The 24,988-nt window shown below is 67.4% G+C and carries 22 protein-coding genes and 1 tRNA gene; 7 read left to right on the top strand and 16 right to left on the bottom strand.

What is annotated here, in order from left to right; genetic code table 11:
• Positions 1–9: 9 nt before the first annotated feature.
• The 3 genes from uraD (at position 10) to AC3WON_RS25025 (ending at position 2,262) form a co-directional block, all read left to right on the top strand.
• Positions 10–528 (top strand): 2-oxo-4-hydroxy-4-carboxy-5-ureidoimidazoline decarboxylase, encoded by a 519-nt coding sequence (gene uraD, locus AC3WON_RS25015; RefSeq protein WP_492352965.1) that lies wholly within the window; start codon positions 10–12, stop codon positions 526–528.
• Between the two features lie 180 nt (positions 529–708).
• Positions 709–1,776 (top strand): porin, encoded by a 1,068-nt coding sequence (locus tag AC3WON_RS25020; RefSeq protein WP_492320949.1) that lies wholly within the window; start codon positions 709–711, stop codon positions 1,774–1,776.
• Positions 1,777–2,016: 240 nt separating this feature from the next.
• Entirely contained in the window at positions 2,017–2,262 is a 246-nt protein-coding gene (locus AC3WON_RS25025; RefSeq protein ID WP_010809178.1) for a hypothetical protein, read from the top strand.
• A gap of 106 nt (positions 2,263–2,368) precedes the next feature.
• Here AC3WON_RS25025 and AC3WON_RS25030 read toward each other — a convergent pair whose 3' ends face one another.
• Positions 2,369–4,690 (bottom strand): NADP-dependent malic enzyme, encoded by a 2,322-nt coding sequence (locus tag AC3WON_RS25030; RefSeq protein ID WP_492352952.1) that lies wholly within the window; start codon positions 4,688–4,690, stop codon positions 2,369–2,371.
• A 341-nt stretch (positions 4,691–5,031) separates the two neighbouring features.
• Positions 5,032–5,655, bottom strand: coding sequence for a DUF4136 domain-containing protein (locus AC3WON_RS25035; RefSeq protein WP_492320974.1), 624 nt, complete (start codon positions 5,653–5,655; stop codon positions 5,032–5,034).
• A gap of 270 nt (positions 5,656–5,925) precedes the next feature.
• Between AC3WON_RS25035 and pepN the strand changes: the two genes are divergently transcribed.
• The 3 genes from pepN to AC3WON_RS25050 all read left to right on the top strand — a co-directional run bounded on the left by pepN (position 5,926) and on the right by AC3WON_RS25050 (position 9,962).
• Positions 5,926–8,622 (top strand): aminopeptidase N, encoded by a 2,697-nt coding sequence (gene pepN / locus AC3WON_RS25040; RefSeq protein ID WP_492320950.1) that lies wholly within the window; start codon positions 5,926–5,928, stop codon positions 8,620–8,622.
• A gap of 97 nt (positions 8,623–8,719) precedes the next feature.
• Entirely contained in the window at positions 8,720–9,736 is a 1,017-nt protein-coding gene (locus tag AC3WON_RS25045) for a class 1 fructose-bisphosphatase (protein ID WP_492320951.1), read from the top strand.
• A 150-nt stretch (positions 9,737–9,886) separates the two neighbouring features.
• A tRNA-Thr gene (locus tag AC3WON_RS25050) sits at positions 9,887–9,962 on the top strand.
• Between the two features lie 342 nt (positions 9,963–10,304).
• On the opposite strand, the gene ppk2 is transcribed toward AC3WON_RS25050, so the two are convergent.
• Positions 10,305–11,222: a polyphosphate kinase 2 gene (gene ppk2 / locus AC3WON_RS25055; RefSeq protein WP_492352953.1), complete on the bottom strand. Its 918-nt coding sequence runs from the start codon at positions 11,220–11,222 to the stop codon at positions 10,305–10,307.
• A 130-nt stretch (positions 11,223–11,352) separates the two neighbouring features.
• Complete coding sequence (locus AC3WON_RS25060) at positions 11,353–12,741, bottom strand: FAD-binding oxidoreductase (protein ID WP_492352954.1); 1,389 nt, start codon at positions 12,739–12,741, stop codon at positions 11,353–11,355.
• Between the two features lie 245 nt (positions 12,742–12,986).
• On the opposite strand from AC3WON_RS25060, the gene AC3WON_RS25065 reads away from it, so the two are divergent.
• Complete coding sequence (locus AC3WON_RS25065) at positions 12,987–14,099, top strand: CapA family protein (protein WP_492352955.1); 1,113 nt, start codon at positions 12,987–12,989, stop codon at positions 14,097–14,099.
• Positions 14,100–14,160: 61 nt separating this feature from the next.
• On the opposite strand, the gene AC3WON_RS25070 is transcribed toward AC3WON_RS25065, so the two are convergent.
• From AC3WON_RS25070 to AC3WON_RS25125, 12 genes are all read right to left on the bottom strand, one after another.
• Positions 14,161–14,316: a hypothetical protein gene (locus AC3WON_RS25070; RefSeq protein ID WP_492352956.1), complete on the bottom strand. Its 156-nt coding sequence runs from the start codon at positions 14,314–14,316 to the stop codon at positions 14,161–14,163.
• Positions 14,317–14,571: 255 nt separating this feature from the next.
• Positions 14,572–16,185: a flagellar assembly protein A gene (locus AC3WON_RS25075; protein WP_492352957.1), complete on the bottom strand. Its 1,614-nt coding sequence runs from the start codon at positions 16,183–16,185 to the stop codon at positions 14,572–14,574.
• A gap of 177 nt (positions 16,186–16,362) precedes the next feature.
• Positions 16,363–17,169 carry a hypothetical protein gene (locus AC3WON_RS25080; RefSeq protein ID WP_492320955.1) on the bottom strand — a complete coding sequence of 269 codons (807 nt, stop codon included), beginning with the start codon at positions 17,167–17,169 and terminating at the stop codon, positions 16,363–16,365.
• A 41-nt stretch (positions 17,170–17,210) separates the two neighbouring features.
• The gene (locus AC3WON_RS25085) at positions 17,211–17,552 is read right to left on the bottom strand and encodes a hypothetical protein (RefSeq protein WP_492352958.1); all 342 of its coding nucleotides are present in this window, start codon (positions 17,550–17,552) and stop codon (positions 17,211–17,213) included.
• 16 nt (positions 17,553–17,568) lie between these two features.
• Entirely contained in the window at positions 17,569–18,312 is a 744-nt protein-coding gene (locus tag AC3WON_RS25090; RefSeq protein WP_492320975.1) for a lytic transglycosylase domain-containing protein, read from the bottom strand.
• Positions 18,312–19,682: an OmpA family protein gene (locus tag AC3WON_RS25095; RefSeq protein WP_492352959.1), complete on the bottom strand. Its 1,371-nt coding sequence runs from the start codon at positions 19,680–19,682 to the stop codon at positions 18,312–18,314. Before AC3WON_RS25095 ends, AC3WON_RS25090 begins: the two co-directional genes overlap by 1 nt.
• 58 nt (positions 19,683–19,740) lie before the next feature.
• Positions 19,741–20,133, bottom strand: coding sequence for a hypothetical protein (locus AC3WON_RS25100; RefSeq protein WP_492352960.1), 393 nt, complete (start codon positions 20,131–20,133; stop codon positions 19,741–19,743).
• Between the two features lie 168 nt (positions 20,134–20,301).
• Entirely contained in the window at positions 20,302–21,012 is a 711-nt protein-coding gene (locus AC3WON_RS25105) for a TadE family protein (RefSeq protein ID WP_492320958.1), read from the bottom strand.
• Positions 21,009–21,374 carry a DUF192 domain-containing protein gene (locus AC3WON_RS25110; protein WP_492352961.1) on the bottom strand — a complete coding sequence of 122 codons (366 nt, stop codon included), beginning with the start codon at positions 21,372–21,374 and terminating at the stop codon, positions 21,009–21,011. The genes AC3WON_RS25105 and AC3WON_RS25110 overlap by 4 nt, the downstream gene beginning before the upstream one ends.
• A complete protein-coding gene (locus AC3WON_RS25115) occupies positions 21,371–22,252 on the bottom strand; it encodes a type II secretion system F family protein (protein WP_492320960.1) in 882 nt (293 codons plus the stop codon). Before AC3WON_RS25115 ends, AC3WON_RS25110 begins: the two co-directional genes overlap by 4 nt.
• 12 nt (positions 22,253–22,264) lie before the next feature.
• Positions 22,265–23,113, bottom strand: a complete 849-nt coding sequence (locus tag AC3WON_RS25120) for a type II secretion system F family protein (protein ID WP_492311138.1) — start codon at positions 23,111–23,113, stop codon at positions 22,265–22,267.
• Positions 23,114–23,122: 9 nt separating this feature from the next.
• Positions 23,123–24,982 carry a TadA family conjugal transfer-associated ATPase gene (locus AC3WON_RS25125; protein WP_492320961.1) on the bottom strand — a complete coding sequence of 620 codons (1,860 nt, stop codon included), beginning with the start codon at positions 24,980–24,982 and terminating at the stop codon, positions 23,123–23,125.
• Positions 24,983–24,988 lie beyond the last annotated feature (6 nt).

Here is a 24,988-nt window from a genome sequence, read left to right on the forward strand (position 1 = left end):
GAACCAAGCATGAGCCAGACCTACACCATCGCCCAACTCAACACCATGCCTGTCGCGGAGTTCGTGCAGGTGCTGGGCGGCATCTACGAACACTCGCCGTGGTTTGCCGAGACCGCAGCCGCGCAGCGGCCCTTCGCCGACGGCGCCGCGCTGGCGCAGGCACTGCGCAAGGCGGTCGATGAAGCGGGCGAGGCGGCCCAGCTCAAGCTCGTGCGCGCCCACCCGGAGCTGGCCGGCAAGGCCGCCGTGCGCGGCGAGCTGACCGCCGAATCCACGCGCGAACAAAGCGGCGCCGGCCTGAACCTGTGCACGCCCGAGGAGTTCGACCGACTGCAGTCGCTCAACGCGGCCTATAACCAGAAGTTCGGCTTCCCGTTCATCCTGGCCGTGCGCGGCTACGACCGCCACGGGATCATCGCGGAGTTCGCGCGCCGACTGGAAAACACGCCGCAGCAAGAGTTGCAAACTTGCATCAACCAGATCCATCGCATTGCGCAGTTCCGGCTTGACGACTTAGTATCCGCCTGAGCAAAAAAGCGTCACCTGTATAACAAAAAACGCTGTACCCGATGCCGCCGGCACCCATGCACCACCCCTCACCGAGCCAAGCCAGGCGGCACGAATAAAAGCACCAAGACATTAGAAGAACCCGACAGGGACCCAGTACACAACGTTCCAAGCAGGATCAAAAACCACGGAGGTCTAACAATGCAGAAGCAGTACAAGCCGGCACTAAAGCTGGCGGCAGTAGCGGCTACCCTTTTTTCCGGTGCGGCCATGGCCCAGTCCAGCGTCACGCTGTACGGCCAGGCTGACATGTTCATCGGCGGCGTCAAGAGCCCGGGTTCGGGCGAGCGCGCATGGGTGGCCAACTCGGGCGGTATGCAGACGTCCTACTGGGGCATCAAGGGCACCGAAGACCTGGGCGGCGGCACCAAGGCCATCTTCGACCTGAACGGGTTCTTCCGCACGGACAGCGGCAACAGCGGCCGCTTCACCGGCGACTCGATGTTCAGCCGCAACGCGTACGTCGGCCTGCAGAATGACAAGCTGGGTACGTTGAAGCTGGGCCGCAACACCACCCCGTACTTCATCTCGACCATCCTGTTCAACCCGCTGGTCGACTCGTACGTGTTCTCGCCGACCATCTTCCACACCTACTTCGGTGCGGCCAGCAATGGCGTGGTGGATCCGGGCATCATCGGCGACTCGGGCTGGAGCAACTCGGTGCTGTACTCCACCCCGAACTTCGGCGGCCTGAGTGCGAACCTGATCTACTCGGCAGGCGAGAAGGCAGGTGCCGCGGGCCAGAACAAGTGGGGCGGCAACCTGATGTACTTCAACGGGCCGTTCGCCGCGACCGTCGCGTTCCAGCAGGTCCGCTTCAACGCCGTTCCCGACGACCTGTCGGTAGCAGGCCTGAGCCGCCAGGACGCTGTGCTGGGCGGCATCACGTACGACTTCAAGGTGGTCAAGCTGTTCGCCCAGGGCCAGTACATCAAGACCAAGGCCAGCACGGCCGCCAGCGGCGACATCAAGCACACCAACGGTCAGGTCGGGGCCTCGGTACCGGTCGGTGCCGGCAACGTGCTGGCGTCCTACGCCTATGGCAAGACCGAGAACGCGATCGGTGACTTCAAGCGCAACACGTTTGCCGTCGCCTACGACTACAACCTGTCCAAGCGCACCGACGTCTACGCCGCCTACTACTACGACAAGATCACCGGCATCGAGCACGGCGATACCTTCGGCGTGGGCATGCGTCACAAGTTCTGATGGCGTAAGCGCCTCACCGGCAGCACTGGAGCCCGCCTTCCCGGCGGGCTTTTTCATTGCCGCGCACGCGTCACTTTAGGCAAGACTTTTGCCCCGGAATGCTGCGGCGCGCCATTCCCTGCTAAGCTTCACACCGGATCGGAAGCCCGCGCTCCATAGTCGGATTCAATTGGAACGGCCCCCGCCCGCTACCTAGATTGGTGTTCCAGGCCTCAAAAAACGATCCTAGAGAGGTGATTCATGCGGCGATATCCGAAGACCCGTTCCGAACTGATGGCCATCCTGAACCAGTGCCTCGACAACAACCCCGAGTGCGGCGAATGCGAGTTGCACGCGGTGCGAATGCACCAGCCTGACCATACCGGATGCAACTGGAGCGCCGAGGTCGATTTCCCGCAAGAATCCGTCGACAACCTGGGCACGCAGCTCGCCGCGGCCAAGTCGATCATTGTCGTAATGCGCGAGCAGTACAACGTGCTGCAATAGCCACCGAACCAGCAGCGTGCCCTGCGCGCTTGCCGCGGGGCACCATCAAAGAAAAAGCCGGATCATCAGACCCGGCTTTTTACATTGGCTCACGCCTTTCAGCGCATCAGCGCACCGCGTTGCTCTCCGCCACCGCCACGGCCGTCATGTTGACGATCCGGCGCGTAGTGGCCTGCGGGTTCAGGATATGCACCGGCTTGGCCGCGCCCAGCAGGATCGGGCCCACCGTGACGCCCTGCCCGCCCGTGATCTTGAGCAGGTTGAAGGCGATATTGGCGGCGTCCAGCGTCGGCATCACCAGCAGGTTGGCGCTGCCGGCCAGCTTGGTCGACGGCAGGAAATGGCGGCGCACGTCTTCGTCCAGGGCAGCGTCGCCCTGCATCTCGCCTTCCACTTCCAGGTGCGGAGCCACCTTGGCCAGAATCCCCGCGGCCTCGCGCATCTTGCGCGCCGACGGACGGGTAGAAGAGCCGAACATCGAGTGCGACATCAGCGCGACCTTGGGAACCAGGCCGAAACGCGCGATTTCCTCAGCGGCCAGTTGCGTGATCGCGGCCAGTTCGTCGGCGGTGGGATCGTCGTTGACGAAGGTGTCGGTGATGAACAGCGTATGCTTTTCGAGCATCAGCGCGTTCATCGCGGCGAACACCTTGGCGCCCGGCGCCAGGCCGATCACGTCGCGCACGTGCTCGAGGTGTGCCTCGAAGCGGCCCACCGTGCCGCACAGCAGCGCATCGGCATCGCCCATGTGCATCAGCATGGCGCCGATCAGCGTGTTGGAGCGGCGCAGTGCCACCTTGGCCATGTCCGGCGTCACGCCGTCGCGGCCGCGCAGCGCGTGGTAGGCCTCGTGGTAGGCGCGATAGCGCGGGTCTTCTTCCGGATTGACCAGATCGAAGTCCACCCCGGCCTTGAGGCGCAGGCCGGCCTTCTCGATGCGCATCTGGATCACGTGCGGGCGGCCGATCAGGGTGGGGCGGGCCAGCCCTTCGTCGACCACGGTCTGCACGGCACGCAGCACGCGCTCTTCCTCGCCCTCGGCGTAGGCCACACGCTTGGGCGCGGCCTTGGCGGCCGAGAACACCGGCTTCATGATCAGGCCGGTGTGATAGACATAGGTGGACAGCTGCTGGCGATACGCCTCGAGATCCTTGATCGGGCGCGTGGCCACGCCGGATTCTTCCGCGGCCTTGGCCACCGCCGGCGCGATCTTCTCGATCAGGCGCTGGTCGAACGGCGTCGGGATGATGTAGTCCGGGCCGAACTTCAGCTCACGGCCGCCGTAGGCGGCGGCAACGGCGTCGTTCAGCTCGGCCTCGGCCAGCTCGGCGATGGCCCTGACGCAGGCCAGCTTCATCGCTTCCGTGATCTTGGTCGCGCCGCAATCCAGCGCGCCGCGGAAGATGTACGGGAAGCACAGCACGTTGTTGACCTGGTTCGGGTAGTCCGAACGGCCAGTGGCGATGATGCAGTCCGGGCGCGCGGCCTTGGCCACTTCCGGGCGGATTTCCGGCTCGGGGTTGGCCAGCGCCAGGATGATGGGCTTGTCGGCCATGGTCTTGACCATCTCGGCGGTCAGCACGCCGGCGGTCGAGCAACCCAGGAAGACGTCGGCGTCCTTGACGATGTCAGCCAGCGTGCGCGCCGAGGTGTCCTGCGCATAGCGCGCCTTGTTGGCTTCCATGTTGGCGTCGCGGCCAACATAGATCACGCCCTTGGAGTCCACCACCGAGATGTTCTCGCGCTTCACGCCGAGGCTGACCATGGTGTCCAGGCAGGCAATGGCGGCCGCGCCGGCGCCGGACACGGCCAGCTTCACCTTGGCGACGTCCTTGCCGACCACCTTCAGGCCATTGAGCAGCGCCGCGGTAGAAATGATCGCGGTGCCGTGCTGGTCGTCGTGGAAGACGGGGATGTTCATGCGCTCGCGCAGCTTCTGCTCGATGTAGAAGCATTCCGGCGCCTTGATGTCTTCCAGGTTCACGCCGCCCAGCGTGGGCTCGAGCGCGGCAACGATCTCGACGATCTTGTCCGGGTCGCGCGCGTCGAGCTCGATGTCGAACACATCGATGCCGGCGAACTTCTTGAACAGGCAGCCCTTGCCCTCCATCACCGGCTTGCCGGCCAGCGGGCCGATATCGCCCAGGCCCAGCACGGCGGTGCCGTTGGTGACCACGGCCACCAGGTTGGCGCGCGAGGTGTACTCGGCGGCGGTGGCGGGGTCCTTGGCGATTTCCTCGCAGGCATAGGCCACGCCCGGCGAATAGGCCAGCGACAGGTCGCGCTGGTTGGACAGCGCCTTGGTCGCGGTTACCTGGATCTTTCCCTTGGTGGGGCTGCGGTGGTATTCCAGCGCGGCGAGGCGCAATTGCGCTTCAGGACTGTTCGGGGCATGTTGCGGTGCATCACCGCTATTCTTGCTGCTCATTGGCTCGTCCGGAAAATGGCCCGGACCGGAAGCGCCCCTCTCCCGCCAAGATCCGGCTCAGCCCCGATCGAGAAATCTCAGGATACGGGCCGGCAGCGAAGGACAACGCCTGGCAGCGAAACTGGCGATCCCGGCAGACAGGCCGGAAAAATCGAGCAACCATTCTAGCCCACGTGTCCGCGCAAAGTACCACCAGAGCCCGCCTGCAGGCTGCTTTTTGGGTGGATTATTCCAGTTAAACAGCTTTTACCATTGCGTATGCAATGCAGGTGCAGACGCATGCCCGTGCATGCATCCGCACGCATCGCCTGGCAGGGACCGCGCGGCCGGCCCCGGCCGCCCTACTTTGCGTTTTTCTCGACCTCGAGCGTCACCCGGCGCGGACGGCCGCTCTCGGCCGGGAAGTCGGTAAAGGCGCTGCGGATCAGGTAGGGCATGACCGCAGGCAGGCTGCCGTTCTCGGTCTGGTTCTGCGCGGTGACCTGGTAGACCCGCTTGCCGCTGGCCGCATCCCTGAAATACACCCGCAGGCTGGAGAACGTCACCGGAATGTCGCGCACCACGGTCTGCGGCGGCCAGTAGCCCGGCCCCCATGGGCCCCACGGACCCCAGGGCCCGTACGGGCGGTAGTAGCCAGGCCCCCAGTACGGGCCCCACGGGCCGTACCACGGGTCCGGATAGACGGTCTCGGCCACGCGCACGATGCCGGGCGCGGCATCGAAGTCCATGCTGACGCGATAGCGCGCCTGTTTCGCCGGCGCCTGCTCGAAGCCGATCTCCGCCAGCGCCGCGGCCAGCCACTGCTCATAGGTCTGGCGGTCAAGCTGCGCCGCCTGCTCGGCGCTGCGCTCGAAGCTGTAGGTGCGCGGCGCATCGTTCTGCCAGCCGGGCTGGCGGAACGCCGTGACATCGGTCACCACCGTGCTGGCGCACCCTGACAGCAACAGCGCCGCCAGCAACGCCATCGCCCCCCACCACCTGCGCGGCCCCGCCGCTCCTGCCTTGCCGACACCGCCTGCGCGCTGCCACATAGTGCTACCTCGCTTTCCGCTGAATACCCACGTGTCTCTGAGACCACGCCGCCGGCGCGGAATTCCCCGCAGCTTGCCGATGCCGTGCTGCGCCGGGCCGCGCCCCGACCCCTTGGCTACAATGAGGACTTCAGCGCCATGCTTCGCTGCCGCGCGCATGGCCCGCCCCCTTTCCTAACGGTCTTCCGAAGACAGGATCTTTCCATGCTGCGCACCGACACGCCCGTTACCGTCTATCGCAAAGACTATACCCCGCCGCCGTTCGCCATCGACCACGCCGAACTGGTGCTGGACCTCGATCCCCAGCGCACCGTGGTCACCAGCACGCTGCGCTTCGCGCGCCAGGCCGGCGCGCCCGACGCAGCGCTGGTGCTGGCCGGCGAGGAACTCGAACTGATCGGCGTCAGCCTGGACGGCAAGCCGGTCGCCAACGCGACCCAGGATGCCGGCACGCTGACCATCCCCGGCCTGCCGGCGCAGGGCACGCTGGAGATCACCACCGCTTGCCAGCCCGCGGCCAATACCACGCTGTCGGGCCTGTATGTGTCCAACGGCAACTTCTTCAGCCAGTGCGAAGCCGAGGGCTTCCGCCGCATCACCTACTTCCTGGACCGCCCCGACGTGATGGCGACCTACCGCGTCACGCTGCGCGCCGACCGCGCCGCCTATCCGGTGCTGCTGTCCAACGGCAACCTGGTGGGCCAGCGCGAACTGCCCGACGGCCGCCATGAAGCCGTATGGGAAGACCCGTTCCGCAAGCCGGCCTACCTGTTCGCGCTGGTCGCGGGCAAGCTCGAATGCATCGAGGAACGGATCCAGTCCGCCTCCGGCAAGGACAAGCTGCTGCAGGTCTGGGTCGAGGCGCGCGACCTCGACAAGACCCGCCACGCCATGGATTCGCTGATCCATTCGATCCGCTGGGACGAGCGCCGCTTCGGGCTGGAACTGGACCTGGACCGCTTCATGATCGTCGCCGTGGGCGACTTCAACATGGGCGCAATGGAGAACAAGGGCCTGAACATCTTCAACACCAAGTACGTGCTGGCCAACGCGCAGACCGCCACCGACACCGACTTCGCCAATATCGAGGCGGTGGTCGGCCATGAGTACTTCCACAACTGGACCGGCAACCGCGTGACCTGCCGCGACTGGTTCCAGCTTTCGCTCAAGGAAGGCCTGACGGTGTTCCGCGACCAGGAGTTCTCGGCCGACATGATGGGCTCGGAATCCGGCCGTGCGGTCAAGCGCATCGAGGACGTGCGCGTGCTGCGCCAGGTGCAGTTCCCCGAGGACGCCGGCCCGATGGCGCACCCGGTGCGCCCCGACAGCTATGAAGAGATCAATAACTTCTACACGGTCACCGTGTACGAGAAAGGCGCCGAAGTCGTGCGCATGTACCAGACCCTGCTCGGCCGCGACGGCTTCCGCAAGGGCATGGACCTGTACTTCCAGCGCCATGACGGCCAGGCCGTCACCTGCGACGACTTCCGCGCGGCCATGGCCGATGCCAACGGCCGCGACCTGACGCAGTTCGGCCTGTGGTACAGCCAGGCCGGCACCCCGGTGGTGACGGCGCGCACGGACTGGAACGGCGACGACGGCAGCCTGACGCTGACGCTGTCGCAGCGCTGCCCCAAGGTCGGCATCGAGACCCGCGCCGGCACGCCCGAGAAGCAGCCCTTCCATATCCCGTTCGCGCTCGGGCTGCTTGGCGCAGACGGCAAGGACCTGCCGCTGCAGCTCGAAGGCGAAAGCACGCCCGGGACGACCACGCGCGTGCTCGACTTCACGCAGGCCGAGCAGAGCTTCCGCTTCATCAACCTGCCGCGCGGCGCCAGTGCCCCGCTGCCCTCGCTGCTGCGCAACTTCTCGGCGCCGGTGATCGTCGATGCCGAGTACACCGACGCGCAGCTGACCTTCCAGCTGTCGCACGACAGCGATGCCTTCAACCGCTGGGAAGCCGGCCAGCGCCTGGCCACGCGCGCGCTGCTGCAGCTGGTGGCCGAGGTCCAGGCCGGGCGCGAGCTCAAGCTCGATCCCGCGCTGGTGCAGGCCATGCGCGCCGTGCTCACCGACGACACGCTCAACCCCGCCTTCCGCGAACAGGCGCTGGTGCTGCCCGCCGAGGCCTACCTGGCCGAGCGCATGGGCGTGGCCGATCCCGCCGCCATCCACCGCGCCCGCCAGTTCATGCGCGAAGGCCTGGCGCGCGCGCTGCAGGCCGACTGGCTCGCCGCCTACGAGGGCAATGCCACGCCGGGCGCCTACTCGCCCGATGCCACCTCCGCCGCCAGGCGCGCACTGCGCAACCTTGCGCTCGGCTACCTGGCCGACGGCGGCGATGCCGCGATGCAGGCGCTGGCCGAGCAGCAGTACCAGAACGCCGACAACATGACCGACCGCTTCGCCGCGCTGTCGGCGCTGGTCAACAGCTTCGCCCCCGGCCGCGAGCACGCGCTGGCGGACTTCTATGAGCGCTTCGAGGACGACCCGCTGGTGATCGACAAATGGTTCTCGCTGCAAGGCATGCAGCGCGGTGAAGTCGGCCCGCACGCCGGCAAGCGCACCATCGACACCGTGCTCGCGCTGATGGAGCACCCCGCCTTCAACCTGCGCAACCCCAACCGCGCGCGTTCGCTGATCTTCAGCTTCTGCTCCGGCAACCCGGCCCAGTTCCACGCCCAGGACGGCTCGGGCTACCGCTTCTGGGCCGACCAGGTGCTGGCGCTCGACGCCATCAACCCGCAAGTGGCGGCGCGCCTGGCGCGGGTGATGGACCGCTGGCAGAAGTACGAACTGGCGCTGCGCGACCGCATGCGCGCCGAACTGGAACGCGTCGCCGCCAGCAGCACGCTGTCGCGCGACGTGCGCGAGATCGTCGGCAAGGCGCTGGCCGCCTGAGCGGCGGGAACGACACAAGGAGGCCCGCCAACGCCCCCTTTGCCCGGCCAAGCGCGGCCGGGCATGTAGAATTGCGGCCATCCAAGGAGAACCAACCATGACTCGCATCAGCCTCACCCGCTACCTGGTCGAGGAGCAGCGCAAGCACAACACGATCCAGCCCGAACTGCGGCTGCTGATCGAAGTGGTCGCGCGCGCCTGCAAGGCCATTTCCAACGCCGTCAGCAAAGGCGCCCTCGCCGGCGTGCTGGGCTCGGCCGGCACCGGCAACGTCCAGGGCGAAACCCAGCAGAAGCTGGACGTGATCGCCAATGAAGTGCTGCTCGACGCCAATGAATGGGGCGGCCACCTCGCCGCGATGGCGTCGGAAGAAATGGAATCGTTCTACGAGATTCCCAACCGCTACCCGAAGGGCGAATACCTGCTGATGTTCGACCCGCTGGACGGCTCGTCGAACATTGACGTCAACGTCTCGATCGGCACCATCTTCTCGGTGCTGCACATGCCCAAGCCGGGCCAGACCGTGACCGAGGCCGACTTCATGCAGCCCGGCACCCACCAGGTCGCCGCCGGCTACGCCGTCTACGGCCCGCAGACCACCCTGGTGCTGACCGTCGGCAACGGCGTGCACATGTTCACGCTCGACCGCGAGGCAGGCAGCTTCGTGCTGACGCACTCCAATGTGACGATCCCGGACGACACCAAGGAATTCGCCATCAACATGTCGAACATGCGCCACTGGGCCCCGCCCGTGCGCCGCTACATCGACGAATGCCTGGCCGGCGAAGAAGGCCCGCGCGGCAAGAACTTCAACATGCGCTGGGTCGCCTCGATGGTCGCCGACGTGCACCGCATCCTGACCCGCGGCGGGATCTTCATGTACCCGTGGGACCAGCGCGAGCCGGAAAAGCCGGGCAAGCTGCGCCTGATGTACGAAGCCAACCCGATGGCGATGCTGGTCGAGCAGGCCGGCGGCGCCGCCACCAACGGCCACCAGCGCATCATGGACGTGCAGCCCGAAAAGCTGCACCAGCGCGTCTCCGTGATCCTGGGCTCCAAGAACGAAGTGGAACGCGTCACGCGCTACCACCTGGAAGCCGAAGGCAAGGCCTGATTCCGGCCGCGCGGCAATAGCACGGGGCGCCCAGGTGGCGCCCCGTTTTCTTTCGGCCCCGGCCGGATGGCACGGGCGACACAAAAGGGGTTCACAGGGCGGAAAAACGCTGCTATTATTGCGGGCTGTTCCAGTTCACCGGAACATGTTGCCGAAGTAGCTCAGTCGGTAGAGCAGCTCATTCGTAATGAGAAGGTCGGGGGTTCGATTCCTCTCTTCGGCACCACAGAATTCCAGGGCATCGCCCACACAAGCCAACCCGGACAGCGTCACGCTCTCCGGGTTTTTTGTTGCCTGTGATCGGGCAAAGCCGGCGGTGGCAGCGGGCGCCCCAGCCGGTGCGCCCACCAGTAGCGGAAGGGATGATCGAAGTCGGGATAAAGCACCGGCTGGCTGAAGCAGCCGGCACGCTTCATCAGGAGGTAGGCAGCAAGCATGGCCGCCCAAAAAACTAGCAGTTCCACGATAACGGCCACCCTTGGATTTACAGGCGGCTGTTTTCATTATAGGTAGCCGCCTACCCCAGGGGGACGATGGCGCACCCGTGCAAACCCTAGGGTCTGTTCCCTCAATACACATCCGGAACGATCATCTCCTTCGGCACCGGTTGCCGCACATAGTCCTCATGCCGTTCGCGCCCCGGCAGCACCACGCTGGGCGCCTCCACTTCCGCATAGGGCACCTGGCTCAGCAGGTGATGGATGCAGTTCAGCCGTGCGCGCTTCTTGTCGTCGGCCTGCACCACCCACCACGGCGCCTCGGCAATATGCGTGCGCTCGAGCATGATTTCCTTGGCCTTGGTGTAGTCCTCCCAGCGGCGCTGCGATTCCAGGTCCATCGGGCTCAGCTTCCACTGCTTGAGCGGATCGTGGATGCGGCTGAGGAAGCGCAGGCGCTGTTCGTCGTGCGTGATCGAGAACCAGTACTTGATCACCTGGATGCCGGAGCGCACCAGCATCTTTTCGAACTCGGGCACTGAGCGGAAGAACTCTTCGTACTGGTCGTCGGAGCAGAAGCCCATCACGCGCTCGACGCCGGCGCGGTTGTACCAGCTGCGGTCGAACAGCACGATCTCGCCGGCGGCGGGCAAGTGCGCCACGTAGCGCTGGAAGTACCACTGGGTGCGTTCGCGGTCGTTGGGCGCTGGCAGCGCCGCCACGCGGCAGACGCGCGGGTTCAGGCGCTGCGTGATGCGCTTGATCACGCCGCCCTTGCCGGCGGCGTCGCGTCCTTCGAAGATGATGACGACCTTGTGTCCGGTGGCTGCCACCCAGCTCTGCAGCCGCACCAGTTCGCCCTGCAGGCGGAACAGCTCGCGGAAATAGTGGCGGCGGCTGTCCTGCTCGGCCTCGTCGTCCAGGTGCACCGGATCGCCGAAGGCCTCGCTGGCTTCGCGGTCGTCCAGTTCCAGTTCGATCTCTTCGTCGTAGTAGTCGGCCACCTCATTGTGGATGCGCCGCACCAATTCTGCTTCGCCCGGTCTCATCTGATCTGCTCTCCCTGTGGATACAACGCGGTCGCGCCGATACTCGCATGCCGGTATTGCAGCCGCGTGAAAGCGGGGCAGGCCAACCGCCCTGCCCCGCCTTCCTGCCTGCCCCTGCAGATTACGCCAGTTACGCCGCCGGATTGATGTTGTGGTTGTGGCGGAACAGGTTGCCCGGGTCATAGCGCCGCTTCACCTCGACCAGCCGGTCGTAGTTGGGCCCGTAGGCCGCGCCGATGCGGTCGGTTTCTTCCTGCGTCAGGAAGTTCACATAGACGCTGCCCAGCGCGAAGGGCGCTGCCGCGCGGAACACTTCACGGGCCCAGCTGATGCACTTGTCGTCGTCAGCGGGCGCGTCCCAGCGCCCGTGCAGGTTCATGATGAAGCTGGCGTCGCGGCTGGCGTAGGCGGTGGCATCGGGCGCGACGCGGTTGGTCTGCCCGCCCATGGCGCCGATAAAGACCTCGCATTGCGGCGAGGGCAGTTTGCCGATCTGTTCGATCAGCATCGTGATCAGGCCGTCGTCCAGCCCGGCGAAGTTGTGCGATTTCCAGTAGTTGCGCGCGCCCGGTGTCAGCAATGGATCGAACGCCTGCTGCCATGCCGTGAGCGGCATCGGGCCGAGATGCTCGCCATAGGGTGTGCCGAGCTTGCGCAACGGCTCGACCAGTTCGGGGCCTTTGTCAGGCGGGCCGATATAGCAGATCGCCAGTGCCGCGACCGGCTTGCCGTGCGTCTCGGGCGGCAGGAACGGCAGCGGCGGCGCCTGGCGCAGCACCACCCAGACGGTCAGCTCGTCAGGCATCGACTTGAACAGTTCACGGTAGGCCGGCAACACCGCGGCGGCCTGTTCCAGCGGATAGACGATCAGCCCGCCATAGATCTCGGGGCCGACCGGGTGCAGCCGGAACTCGAACATCGTCACCACGCCGAAGTTGCCGCCGCCGCCGCGCAGCGCCCAGAACAGGTCGGCGTTCTCGCCGGCGCTGGCGCGCACCAGCTTGCCGTCGGCGGTCACGACCTGTGCCGCCACCAGGTTGTCGACGGTGGTGCCGAACTTGCGGCTGAGCCAGCCGAAGCCGCCGCCGAGCGTCAGCCCGGCCACGCCGGTGGTGGAGTTGATGCCCAGTGGCGTGGCGAGGCCAAAGGCCTGCGCCTCGTGGTCGAAATCGCGCAGCGTGGCGCCGGGCTCCACATAGCCGCGTTGCGCGTGGGGATCGATGCGCACGGATTTCATCTGCGACAGGTCCAGCACCATGCCGTCCTCGCAGATCGCCAGCCCGCCGATATTGTGGCCGCCGCCGCGTATCGACAGCAGCACGCCATGGTCGCGCGCGAAGTTGACCGCGGCGATCACGTCGGCAGCGCCCGCGGCCTGCACGATCAGTGGCGGACGGCGGTCGATCATCGCGTTCCAGATGCGGCGCGCTTCGTCGTAGCCGCTGTCGTCCGGCTGCAGCAGGCGCCCGCGCAGCTGCGCCTTGAGTGCCTCAATGTGTTCCTGCGATGGCTGGGCCATAGTGTGCCTCCCGATGCTGGTTGAAAACATCGGACGGCGCGCGGCGTCTGGGTGCAGGGAAATGGCCACGAGGACCGATGACTAGATCATTTAAGGCAGTCACCGCTTGAATGTAAATGGGCCTTTGGCCCCACGCGCACAATCCCCATGGCAAGTGCCGCAACGCGTTCATGCCGTCCCGCCACCCTGCCGGCCTATCATGAATGAACAGCCGGGACGGCGCCCTCGCGCCGTCCGTCTGCACCATGAACACAGCCAGCCACCCTCCCCTGTTCCTGTGCGGCGACGTGATGACCGGGCGCGGCATCGACCAGATCCTCGCGCATCCCAGCCAGCCGCTGCTGCATGAATCGTATGTGCATTCGGCGCTCGACTACGTGCGCCTGGCCGAGCACAAGGCCGGCCCGATCGCACGCCCCGCCGCCCCGGAGTACCCCTGGGGCGATGCCCTGGCGGAACTGGAAAGCCGCGCTGCGCGGCCGCGCATCGTCAACCTGGAAACCGCCGTCACCACCAGCGACGATGTCTGGCCCGGCAAGGCGGTGCACTATCGCATGCATCCGGACAATGTCGCCTGCCTGCAGGCCGCCGGCATCGACTGCGCAGTGCTGGCCAACAACCATGTGATGGACTGGGGACGCGCGGGCCTGACGGATACGCTGGCAGCGCTGGACGGCGCGCATATCGCGCATGCCGGCGCCGGCCCCGACGAGGCAAGCGCGGCGCACGCCGCACTGCTGCAGCGGCCCGGCGGCGGCCGCGTGCTGGTGCTGGCCCTCGCCATGGAAAATGCCGGCACCCCCGCGGCCTGGCGCGCCAGCGCCGGACATTCCGGCGTGAACCTGCTGGAAGACTGGTCGGTGGCATCGCGCGAACGCATTGCCGCGCAGGTGCGCAAGTTCAGGCGTGCCGGCGACATCGTGGTGGTATCGATCCACTGGGGCCCGAACTGGGGCTACCACATCGACCCCGCGCAACGCGCCTTCGCCCGCGCGCTGGTGGAGGGCGGCGAAATCGACATCGTGCACGGGCATTCCTCGCATCATCCGCTCGGGATTGAGCTGCATGCCGGCAAGCCGATCCTGTACGGCTGCGGCGATTTCATCAACGACTACGAAGGCATCGGCGGCTACAACGCCTACCGGCCGGACCTGGCGCTGATGGTCTTTGTCAGCTTCGATGCCGGCGGCAGCGCCGACCTGCGGCTGGTGCCGTTGCGGCGCAGCCATTTCCGGCTGGCCTATGCGCGCGAAGTGGATATGGCGTGGCTGCAGGCCATGTTCGAAGACGAGGGACGGGCACTCGGCACCCGGGTGGAGCGCAGCGGCTTGCACGAACTGCGCTTGTGGGCGGCTTGAGCCTCAGCCCATGAAAAAGCCCGCCGTTGCGGCGGGCTGCCCGAAAGCCAATCGCCACGCGTCAGTGGCGATGGATCATGTGGTCAAACCAGGTGCGCACCGACTGCTCCTGCTGCTGCAGCAGCGTCGGGTTCTTTTCCCGCAACATCCAGATGGTAAATGCGGCGCACGAAACAAGGGCGATCAGGACCAGCGCGGTAATCAAGGTGGCGGCCATCGCAACCTCCTTTGGATAATGGTTGCACCTTCAGTGTAGTTCGCCCGGCAGCCGTCCCGGAAAGCAGAAAGGCCAGCCTTGATGGCTGGCCTTCCAGTTATTCCAGTGCCACGTGAGTTGGTTCCGTGTAACGCTTCCGCAGAGTGCTGATCCGCTTCTTCATTCACTGCCCGACTCTAGCTCACTCGCCCATCCTGCGGCACCCCAGGACATAACTGCAGCATAGTACAAATCCCCGCGGATAACAGCGCGCGTTCAGCTGACAGCGATGCGGTCGTCGACCAGGCGGATCTGGCCGCCAGGCTTGTCTTCCATCACTTTGAGCACGCGGCTGCCTACCTGCAGCGTGACGCCGCCATGGATGCGGCGCGCGGCGTCGATCACGGCCTCGGCGGCCGGCTGCATCTGCTGCCCCAGCTCGGCCAGGCTGGCCTCCAGCTCGAACAGGTCGCGCGACAGCTTGAACAGTGTCGCGCGTGCCTGTTCGCGCAGGTCGCCCACGGCCTTCTCGGGATGCTTGGCAAAGAAATCCACCAGCTGCCTGACCTTGTTCTGCTCTGCCAGCATGCGGCGGCGCTCGGCTTCCAGCGCGGCGCGCTGTGCGTCGGCAAATGGATTCAGGCCGACCTGGATGCTGGTGGCGGTGCCGGCCGGCGCGCCCAGCACCGCGGCGCGCACCGCCAGCAAGGCACGGCTGCGGCCGCCGCTGATGCTGCCCTGCGCGCCGGTGCCGCCCACCACGATGCGCTCGCCGGCAGCAACATCGCTCTGCCGGATGCCGCTTTCGACGTTGACCTCGGTGCCGGCCTCGACCACGGCGTTCTCGATAAAGCGCGCCTTCACCGCGCCCTTGCAGCGCACGCTGGCGCGGCTGATGCCGCCTTCGGCGCGGCCGGTGTCGGCCTTGCCGATGATGCCGCCCTTGACGATGACATTGCCGCCGGCCTCGACATTGGCGGCTTCGATGGTGCCCTCGACCACCACGTCGCCGCTGACGTTGACCGACATGCCGGTGCGGATGTCGCCCGACACGCGCAGCGTGCCGTCGAACGCCACGTTGCCCGAGTGCAGGTCGACCGATTCCACCTGCACCACGGGGCTGACCGAGATGCCGTGCACGCCAACCACCGGAGATCCGGCGATCACCGCGCGCAGCAGCTCCGCATCGTCGGCATCGGCGGCAGCGCCGGTCAGGCCTTCGGCAAAGGGCGGATCATCGACCGGATCGGCGGCGACGGGCTTGCCAAATACGTCGACGCCGTCATTGCCGCGCACCGCCGGAACGCGCCGCATCAGCGGCGTGCCGGGGCTGACCAGCAGCAGATTGCCCAGGTCGCGCAGGTCGACCTTGCCGGCCTCGTCGTCAGGCTGCGCCGGCTTGCGCGGTTCGAGCAGGTTGATGAAGCGCGCCGGCTCACCCTGGCGCGGCGCGACGCCGGCAGCAATGGTGCGCAGCTCGCAACGGCCTTCGGCCAGCGCGGCGTCCAGTGCCAGGGTCTGGATCGGCGCCACCACGCCGCGCGCCGCCGCGGCACGGCGGATGTCCTCGGCGCCGACCGGGCGGCCGCCTTCAGCTGGCAGCAGCGTCAGCCGCACTGCCAGGCCGTCGGCGGTGATGTCGAGCTCGAACGCGCCGTCGATCAGCGCACCGATGGTGGCATCGATCTCATGCTCGGCGCGCTGGCATTGCGCCAGGAACTGCGCCATCGCGCGCGCATCCAGCCGCGCCCCGGCCCAGCCCAGGCTGTCCAGGCATTGGCGCAGGCTGGCCTGGTCCGGCGGCAGCCTGCCTGGCTGCGGCGTGTAGCGCGCATGCACCTGCTCGCCTGGCTCGGCAAGCTCCAGGCGCAAACCCGACTCATGCGTCATGCGTCCCCTGAATCGTCTTGTGCAGCCGCGCGGCGGGTGCCGGCGCTCCGCTTGTTATCGATCCATAAACCAACGGCAGCAGCGCAGAGAACTTTAGCGCACACCTTGCCGCGTCGGCGGGGCTGCCATCGCCTTCGTGGACAAGCGCCTGGGGGGACGATCCGGACGATGTCCGGGCTATTTGACCGAGACCACCTCGATGGTACCGGTCTGGCCGCTCTGCACGACCTCCTGCTTCATGACCAGGCCCATGTCGGGGCAGTACCAGTCCGTAACGCTGGCGCTCGCCGGCGGCACCGACACGGTGTGGCCCGCCACCGTGACCGGCGCCATGGTCGTGCTGCGCTCGTAGCGGACCGGCCAGCAGGATTTCTGGCCGAGGCGGGTGGGGATGGTCGCGCGCTTGCCGACGACCTTGCCGCCGATGGTGACCTTGGCGGACGGGATCCTGGCCTGGCCGGCACTCTGGCCGGCGGCGGTCATCTGCAGGTCCATGCGCACCGTCTGCGACTCGCCCGGCAGCCGCTGCCCTTCCGCTTCAATGACGCCGCCGTAGGCCAGCGTGCCGACCGCGCTGCTGTCGAGCATGCCTGATGCCGTGCCGGCGGCGCTCTTGCCCTCGACCTTGCCCGGCGCGCCGCCGCGCGAGATGGTCAGGCGGTCTTCGATCACCGCCATGGTGTAGTCCAGCCGCGTCTCGTTGCCCGAGCCGGCCGCGGCCACCTTCGACACGACGCTGATATTGGCATTGCACTGGCCCTTGCCCGACTTGCGCACGCCGGACACGGACATGGTCGCCGTGCCCGGCGCACCGCCCTGCATGGTCATGCGGATCTCGCCGCCGTCGTGCATCCACGGCGCATCGCAGACGCCGGCCGCTGCGGCTGCCGGCAGCAGCAGCGCAGCGAGGGCCACGCTTGCGCCAAGCGCCGTGCGGCGGTCCAGGGATTGACGCGCGCCAGCGCGGTCGGAATTCTTCGGCATCTGTCGCCTCTCCATTGGTCAGTTCAGCAAAGCACCGGCAGTCAGTCCTTGCATTGCGGCATGTCGCGGAAGCTGTCGCGCACCGTCGCACAGGACTGCGCCAGGCCATCCTTGTCGGAGACGCCGGCCCAGCGCGTGCGGATCGATTCCAGCTCGCCGGGCAGCCCGTCGCGCAGGGTCTGGGCGGCCGCGGCCTGCCCCGACTTGTCGAGCTTGGCCGCCATGTTCTCGGTGCAGGCGCGCTGCGCGGCCTCGGCTTCCTGGCAAGCCTTCGGCAAGGCATCGCTGGCCGCGGCGGAACGCCCTTCTTCCTTGCCACAGCCGGCAGCAGCCAGCGCCAGCATGACCGGCAGGCAGGCACGCGGAATCCAGTACGACTTCATGACTTCTCCTTTTTCTTCACCGCGGAGGCGGGGGGTTCTGATACGAGACAATGGCAAGGCCGCCGTGCTGCGCCGGCGACGCCGGCTGGCGCAAGGGCGCCGCGGTGCTGCCGTCCTGGCCGCCGCGCAAGCGCGCATAGCGGCCCAGCACCTGCGGCACGTAGGCCTGGGTCTCGGCAAACGGAGGGATGCGCGACCCGTGGCGCAGCACCGCGCCTTCGCCCGCGTTGTAGGCGGCCAGGGCCAGGCTGGTGTCGCCGTTGAAGCGCGACAGCAGGCCGCCCAGGTAGGACGCACCGGCCTGCAGGTTCTGGGCTGGATCATAGGCATCGGTCACGCCCAGCATGCGAGCCGTGGCCGGCATCAGCTGCGTCAGGCCGATGGCGCCCTTGACGGAGGTGGCTTGCGGGTTCCAGCCCGACTCCACCTCCACCATGGCCATCAGCAGATGCGGGTCCACCGCCGCGGCCTGCGCCGCGCGGTGCGCGAGGGCAACCAGCTCAGAGGGTGGGGACTTGGCGCTGACGACCGCGGCCTTTGCCGCCGCCAGCGTTGGCAGCCCGATAAACGCCCGCGCTGGCAATGCCGCGGGCGCCGCGGTGGACGCCAGCCGTGCCGGCGCGGCGCTGCGCGACGTGAGGAAGGTCACGCCGCTGCCGCGGTCGGCATGCATCACGATCTCGGCGCCGGCCGGCACCGCGCCCGCCAGCAGCATTGCCGCCACCACACCGCGCGCCGGCGCGGCCACAAGCGCAGGCATCACTGCTTGGCCAGCTCCACGCGGCGGTTCTGCGCGCGGCCGAACGGCGTGTCGTTGGGCATCAGCGCATGGGTGGCGCCATAGCCCTTGGCATCGAGGCGGTCGGCGGGCACGCCAGCGCTTTCCAGGTAGCGCTTGACGGCGGCGGCGCGGCGCTCGGACAGCGGCTGGTTGCGCGCGTCGCCGCCGGTGCTGTCGGTATGCCCCTCGACGCGCAGGCGCCAGTCGGGGTGCGCCAGCACCGCCTTGGCGGCACGGTCCAGCAGCGGCCGGGCCGCCGCGCTCAGCACATCGGAATCGGTTTCGAAGTTGACGCCGTAGAGCTGCACGCGGCCCGCGCCTTCCAGCGCCTGGCCGATGGGATCGGGGGCGGCCTCGGCCTTCGGGAAGCACGGCGGCGCCGTGTCCGCCAGGCGCCAGCCGCCGGCCTCGCGCACGCTGTCGAAGGTGCGGGCATCGCCCTTCACCAGCGCCGCGTAGGCATGGCTGCCGTCCGGGCTGAAGGCCATGGCGCCCTTCTCAGGCGCGCCCTCGGTGGTGCGCCGGAAAGCCAGCAGGGCGCCATTTTCCAGCCCGCCGGAAATCGTTCCCAGCACCTGCGTGATCTTCATCTGCTTGTTGCTGTAGTCGCCTTCCACGTAGCAGCCTTCCACCGCAGCGCCGTCCTGGTGCAGCAGCACGTAGCCGGACGAACCGAATTCCACCGGGAACTGGTAGATGCCGCCCACCTGGCGCACCTTGTCGGCCACGGCCTCGGGCTTGCCGTAGGCCATGAACTGCTGCAGGCCGATCTGGCCCTCGTCCTGGTCGCCCGGCCAGCGGTTGCCGGTAAGCGTCAGGCGCAGGGCCCCGGCCTTGACGGGCTGGGCCAGCGGCACGCGGGTATCGTAGCCATCCTGCCCCGGCAGGTCCGCATCGTAGATCACGGTCCAGGGGCCTTGCGTGCCGCCGGCCGAGGCTTCGACGCGGGCATGGCGCGCATTGCTGCGCGCCCCGGCATCGGACAGGCCGCGGAAGCGCAGCACGTCGACGGACGAGGCCTGCGCCAGCGCAATCACCAGCTCCTGCCGGCTGCCGTTGCGCATAAAGCCGGCATGGTCCGGAATCTCATTGAGCAGCGGATACCACGAGCGGTCTTCCTTGTCGCGGTTGACCACGAACGCGCCGGACCACAGGCCGGCAACGTTGGTTTGCGCGGGCGTTGCCGGCGCCGTTGCCACGGGCTGGGCCGATGCCGCTGCAGGCGCGGGCTGCGCATCGCCTTGCGCAGCGGCGCTGTCAGCAGGCTTCTTCTTGCAGCCCGCCAAGGCCAGCAGGGCCACGACGCCCAGGCCGATAGCGGCCTTGCGGGTCGTCAGTCCAAACGTCATTCCCTTCAAGGTACTTCCCCTTCTTCTTTTTGTGATGCCGGCCGGTCCGGTGCGCGCCTCAATGCGGGGCGCGCATCAGCATGTCGATCTTCTGCAGCCGCGCGCGGACTTCGCGCTCCAGCGGCGCCAGTGTTTCCGGGCTGGCTCCGGCCTTGCTGGCGCGCGCGTAGTTCGCGATCGCCTCGTTCATGCCGCGCTGCTCTTCGGCCAGCGCACGCTTGACCAGCTCGCGCTCATCGCTGGCCGCCACGCTCGGAATCGCCGCCTGCGCGGCGCCCGCGACGGCGGCCTGCGCCTGGTCGGGCGCGTTGCCGCGTGCGGACGGTGCCGCTGCCTGGGGCGCGGAAGCCGCCGGAGCCCGCGCTGCCGACGCCGGCACGGCGCCGCTCACCGCCGGCGGCGCACGCCGCGTGGTGATGATCTGCACGCCTTCGGAGCGAGAAACCTCCATCGCCGCCAGCGCCGGTCGCGGCACGAACCCGAGGTTACACAACAACAGCAACGCCAAACAACCCCGCTTCGGCAATTTTGTCGACCTTGTCGATTCTGGCATCGGTGTCTTCGGGCCTATCCCGGCAAATTTTCACAAATACTTACAAAAACGGCGGCTGCGGAAGCATCAGTTGCCGCGATACGGCGATTGCATCCGCACGATCGCCTCGGACTCGAGCGGGATGCGCCATTCCGACGCCAGCGTGGCCCGTCCGGTGCAGAAATTGGGCGTGGTCGGGACCTCCATGCCGCCGTACGAACCGGTTGCAACAAAATTCCGGATGCCGTTGACCAGCGAGTAGATGGTGCGGTCGGCAAACGGCACGAACATTTCATAGCAGTACGTGACCCGGATCTTCAGCAGGTTGGCGTCCTGGATATTGACGCCAGAAGACGGCCCCGCGCTGGTGGCGCGGTACATCAGGCTGTCGTTGGGGATCTCCCGCGTGGTCTTGCCGGCGTAGTAGCCGCTTCGCCCGAAATCCTGCAGCGCCGCCGGCGTCGGGTTCAGCACGTCGATCCTGGCCTGGGTGCGGGCTTCGAACTGGGCCTTGGCATAGCCGGTGGCATGCGCGGTACGGTCGGCGGAGCGCACGAACAGCGGCGTCAGCCCCAGCGCCAGCCCCTTGCGCATGCTGGCCAGCCGCCCGTGGTCGACGGCGCCTTCGCGCGCGGCCTGCAAGGCGGCGTGGTCGAGCGTGGCCTTGGCCTGGTACAGCAGCCCGAACTGGATCACGCCCAGGCACAGCAGCAGCAGCGCCGGCGCGATGATCAGGAATTCCACCGCGGACTGTCCCCGTGCCCCGCGCCGCGCCGCGTGCTTTTGCTGGTGCGTCATGGCCCCTCCTCCCGCATTTCCAGGGTCTGGCCCGGCGCAATCGCCAATGCCGCCGCGCGCCCCGCGCCGAGCTCAAGCGTCTGGCACGCGCGCCAGTGGGCACGCACGCGCTGGCGCCCCACGCTCGGGTGCACCGCCAGCACGCGCTGCCGCTTGTCGAGAAACACCACGTCGATCGCCATGCGCATGCCAAAGGTGTGGACGGCGCCGCAGGGAGACAGCAGCAAGGCTTCGTCCGGTGCCATCGAATCGCGGCTGAGCAGCCCCGTCATGCGTTCGCGCGCAGTGGCCGCCACCGACACCCGCACGCCGGTGTCGAGCGTGCCGTGGCTGGCCCGCAGGTAGAGGCGCGCCTGCCTCACAGCAGCCCTTCCTGCATGAATTTCATCACGATCGGGAAGCCAAGCACGATAAAGGTGACCGGGAAGATAAACACCACCAGCGGAAAGATCAGCTTGACCGGCGCTTCCATGGCCTGCTTCTCCGCGCGCTGGAAGCGCTCGGTGCGCCGCTGCTCCGACTGGAAGCGCAGCGTGGCGGCCAGCCCCGAGCCCATGCGCTCCGCCTGGATCACGGCACCGACGAAATTGGTGACCTCCTTCACGCGCAGGCGGTCATCCATGCGGCGCAGCGCATCGGCGCGGCTCAGGCCCGACTTCAGGTCGCGCAGCACGTGCTCGAACTCGCGCCGCAGCGGGCCCTCAGGCCCCTTCTCCACCGCCTGCAGCAGTGCGCCGTTGATGTTCAGGCCGGCCTCCACGCTCAGTGTCAGGAAATCCAGAAACACCGGCAGGTGGCGCGTGATCTGCAGCAGGTTGCGCTTGCGCACGTCGCGTAGCCAGATGCGCGGATAGAAGAAGCCCAGCGCGCCGGCGGCAAGCAACAGCAGCGGCGAGAACACGTCCAGCCCCAGCATGGCTATGCCCGCCAGCAGGCAGAACGCCAGCGCCGAAACGATCGACAGCGACAGGAACTGGCGCGCCGTCATCAGGAACGACATGCCCGTCAGGCGCAACTGCTCGTCCACCGCGGCGCGCAGCGACTTCGGCGTGATCCAGACGAAATGGTGGTCGAAGAAGCGCACCACCGGCCAGACCGCGCGCAGCGACGGCGGCAGCGGGTCGAGGTAGTCGCGCGCCTCGTCGGGCACGGCCACGGTGAGGCGGCGCATGGCCATGGTGGTGGCGGCGAGCACGCCGACCAGGCCGGCGGCGAGGGCGAAGGCAACAACAAGCATCATGGTCGGCCCCGGTCAGACATCGATATGGGTGATCTTGCTGATCGCCTTGTAGCCAAGCAGCTCCATCACCGCGATCACGGACAGCGTGCCCCAGCCGATCGGCGAATTGAACAGCGGCGCCATCGCCACCGGCTCCATGTGGTTCAGCACCACGATCAGGAACAGCGGCAAGCCCGTCATCACCAGGCCCTGCATCTTGCCCTGCGCGGTCAGCGCGCGGATCTTGCCTTCCATCTGGTGCTTCTCGCGCAGCGTGCGCGCCACCGACTCCAGCGTCTCGGCCAGGTTGCCGCCCACCTCGCGCGAGATCGTGATGGCCGCGGTCACCATCAGGAAGTCGGGCACCGGGATGCGTTTCTCCATATTGCGCAGCGCATCCATCAGGTCCACGCCAAGCCGGACTTCGCGCATCAGCAGGTCGAACTCCTGCGAGATCGGCGGGCGCGACTCGGCCACCACGCTTTCCAGCGCCATCGGGAAGCTGGCGCCGGCGCGCAGCGCGCTCGACATCATCAGCAGCGCATCCGGCATCTGGTCTTCGATGGCCATCAGGCGCTTGCGCTGCATCTTCTTCACCAGCGCGCGCGGCAGCAGCAGGCTCACCGGAATGCTGAGCATCGCGAAGAACACGTTCTGCGACACCAGCCAGGTCAGCAGCGGCAGCGCGAATACCGCCACCACCGAGATGCCGGCCACCTGCCGCATGTTGATGAAGATGAAGAGATCGGCCAGCGAGGCCTCGACCTCGGTCGCCAGCGTCTGCGTGTGCCGCACGAACCAGCGCTTGCCCTGCGACAGCACGGCCCACGCAATCAGCACAGTCATCAGGAAGGCGCCGCACAGCACCAGGGCAAGGTTCATATGGCCTCCTTACTCGTCGCGGGCGGTGAAGATGCCCGTATTGACCTGGATGCCGCGACGGATCAGGTCCTGGTAGAAATCCGGGATATACGAGGTGGCGACATAGCGCCCCTTGACCTTGCCGTCGGCACCGTAGCCTTCCTCGCGGAACATGAACACGTCCTGCAGCTGCACCACGCCCGTTTCCATGCCGCTGACCTCGGTGATATGCGTCACGCGGCGCGAACCGCAGGAGAAGCGCGTCTGCTGCACGATCACGTCGACCGCCGAGCAGACCTGTTCGCGAATGGCCTGCACCGGCAGGTCCAGCCCCGCCATCAGCGTCATCACCTCGAGACGCGACAGGCAGTCCCGCGGCGAGTTGGCGTGGGCCGTGGTCAGCGAGCCGTCATGGCCGGTATTCATGGCCTGCAGCATGTCCAGCGCTTCCCCGCCGCGGCATTCGCCGACGACGATGCGGTCCGGGCGCATGCGCAGGCAGTTCTTGACCAGGTCGCGGATCGTCACCGCGCCCTTGCCTTCCATATTGGGCGGCCGCGCCTCCAGCGACACCAGGTTGGGCTGCGACAGCTGCAGTTCGGCAGCATCCTCGACCGTGACGATGCGTTCGTCATCCGGGATGAAGCTAGACAGCACGTTCAGCAGCGTGGTCTTGCCCGAGCCCGTGCCGCCGGAGATCACGATATTGGCGCGCCGCTCCACGGCGGTGCGCAGGAACTCCAGCATCTCGGGCGACAGCGAGCCGAAGCCGACCAGGTCTTCGCCCCTGAGCTTCTTGCGCGAGAACTTCCGGATGGTGATGTTCGGCCCCTTGAGGGCGAGCGGCGGGATCACCGCGTTCACGCGCGAGCCATCGGGCAGGCGCGCATCGACCATCGGCGAGCTTTCATCGATGCGCCGTCCCAGCGGCGCGACGATGCGCTCGATGGCGCCCAGCACGGCGCGGTCGTCGGTAAAGATCACCGGCGAACGCGTCAGCCTGCCGGCGCGCTCGACAAAGATCTCGTCATGGCAGTTGACCATGATTTCCGAGACCGCGTCATCGTCCAGCAGCTCTTCGAGCGGACCCAGCCCGATCACTTCGTCGAAGACGCTCTGCTTGAGCGCGTCCAGCGGGATCTCCTGACTGCGGAACACGCTCTCCTTGAGGATGTCGTCGAGCAGCGAGCCGACCAGTTCGCATAGCTCGTCCTCGGCCATGCGCGCGACGTTGACGCGGCGCAGGTCGAGCGCAGCGATCAGGCGCTGGTGCGCCTGCTTGCGCAGTTCCACGCCGCGCGGCGAGTTGATGGGCGCGCGCAAGGCCTCGTCGAGCGGCGCCGCCGGCGCAGGTTTGGCGGCCACCGGCGCTGGCTTCGGCGCAGGTGCCGGCGGCCTGGGTGCGGGCACGGCTTCGCGCGGCACCGGCTCGCTTGCCTGGGGCGATGGCGACAGGGTCACCGCCTCCCGCGGCGGCGACGGAGGCGGCACAGGCATGGGCACCGGCACCGCCGGTTGAGGCGCCACGGCATCCTGTGGTGGTTGGGCGTGGTGCTGCAGCGGCGATGGCTGCGCCGCCACGCCCGCTCCCGCACGCCCCGGCTCGGCCACGACCGACAGCACGAAGCCGCCGATCTCGATCTGGTCGGCCGCGGCCAGCGGGCCATAGCGCGTGATCGGGTCGCCGTTGATCAGCGTCGAGGCAATGCCGCCCTGATCCTCGATATACCAGCCGCCGTTGTGTCCTTCGATGCGGGCGTGGACCTTGCCGATCAGCAGGCCCTTGAGGACGACGTCGCAGCCGGGATCCTTGCCGATGGTGCAGCCCGGCCCCTTCACATGGATCACCTCGGCGCTGCCATTGCGCTGCTGCAGGCGGATATTGAGCATGGCCGG

It is taken from the genome of Cupriavidus sp. FW305-46 (genome assembly GCF_058787075.1).

Excerpts from the sequence above, each read along its gene's own strand:
- AC3WON_RS25065 (WP_492352955.1), top strand. The coding sequence starts at position 12,987 with ATGAACACAGCCAGCCACCCTCCCCTGTTCCTGTGCGGCGACGTGATG.
- AC3WON_RS25060 (WP_492352954.1), bottom strand. The coding sequence starts at position 12,741 with ATGGCCCAGCCATCGCAGGAACACATTGAGGCACTCAAGGCGCAGCTG.
- AC3WON_RS25070 (WP_492352956.1), bottom strand. The coding sequence starts at position 14,316 with ATGGCCGCCACCTTGATTACCGCGCTGGTCCTGATCGCCCTTGTTTCG.
- AC3WON_RS25105 (WP_492320958.1), bottom strand. The coding sequence starts at position 21,012 with ATGACGCACCAGCAAAAGCACGCGGCGCGGCGCGGGGCACGGGGACAG.
- AC3WON_RS25030 (WP_492352952.1), bottom strand. The coding sequence starts at position 4,690 with ATGAGCAGCAAGAATAGCGGTGATGCACCGCAACATGCCCCGAACAGT.
- AC3WON_RS25115 (WP_492320960.1), bottom strand. The coding sequence starts at position 22,252 with ATGATGCTTGTTGTTGCCTTCGCCCTCGCCGCCGGCCTGGTCGGCGTG.
- AC3WON_RS25090 (WP_492320975.1), bottom strand. The coding sequence starts at position 18,312 with ATGCCTGCGCTTGTGGCCGCGCCGGCGCGCGGTGTGGTGGCGGCAATG.
- AC3WON_RS25035 (WP_492320974.1), bottom strand. The coding sequence starts at position 5,655 with ATGGCGTTGCTGGCGGCGCTGTTGCTGTCAGGGTGCGCCAGCACGGTG.
- AC3WON_RS25045 (WP_492320951.1), top strand. The coding sequence starts at position 8,720 with ATGACTCGCATCAGCCTCACCCGCTACCTGGTCGAGGAGCAGCGCAAG.
- AC3WON_RS25025 (WP_010809178.1), top strand. The coding sequence starts at position 2,017 with ATGCGGCGATATCCGAAGACCCGTTCCGAACTGATGGCCATCCTGAAC.
- AC3WON_RS25080 (WP_492320955.1), bottom strand. The coding sequence starts at position 17,169 with ATGCCGAAGAATTCCGACCGCGCTGGCGCGCGTCAATCCCTGGACCGC.
- AC3WON_RS25075 (WP_492352957.1), bottom strand. The coding sequence starts at position 16,185 with ATGACGCATGAGTCGGGTTTGCGCCTGGAGCTTGCCGAGCCAGGCGAG.
- AC3WON_RS25020 (WP_492320949.1), top strand. The coding sequence starts at position 709 with ATGCAGAAGCAGTACAAGCCGGCACTAAAGCTGGCGGCAGTAGCGGCT.
- AC3WON_RS25125 (WP_492320961.1), bottom strand. The coding sequence starts at position 24,982 with ATGCTCAATATCCGCCTGCAGCAGCGCAATGGCAGCGCCGAGGTGATC.
- ppk2 (WP_492352953.1), bottom strand. The coding sequence starts at position 11,222 with ATGAGACCGGGCGAAGCAGAATTGGTGCGGCGCATCCACAATGAGGTG.
- AC3WON_RS25100 (WP_492352960.1), bottom strand. The coding sequence starts at position 20,133 with ATGGAGGTTTCTCGCTCCGAAGGCGTGCAGATCATCACCACGCGGCGT.
- AC3WON_RS25120 (WP_492311138.1), bottom strand. The coding sequence starts at position 23,113 with ATGAACCTTGCCCTGGTGCTGTGCGGCGCCTTCCTGATGACTGTGCTG.
- pepN (WP_492320950.1), top strand. The coding sequence starts at position 5,926 with ATGCTGCGCACCGACACGCCCGTTACCGTCTATCGCAAAGACTATACC.
- AC3WON_RS25085 (WP_492352958.1), bottom strand. The coding sequence starts at position 17,552 with ATGAAGTCGTACTGGATTCCGCGTGCCTGCCTGCCGGTCATGCTGGCG.
- uraD (WP_492352965.1), top strand. The coding sequence starts at position 10 with ATGAGCCAGACCTACACCATCGCCCAACTCAACACCATGCCTGTCGCG.
- AC3WON_RS25095 (WP_492352959.1), bottom strand. The coding sequence starts at position 19,682 with ATGACGTTTGGACTGACGACCCGCAAGGCCGCTATCGGCCTGGGCGTC.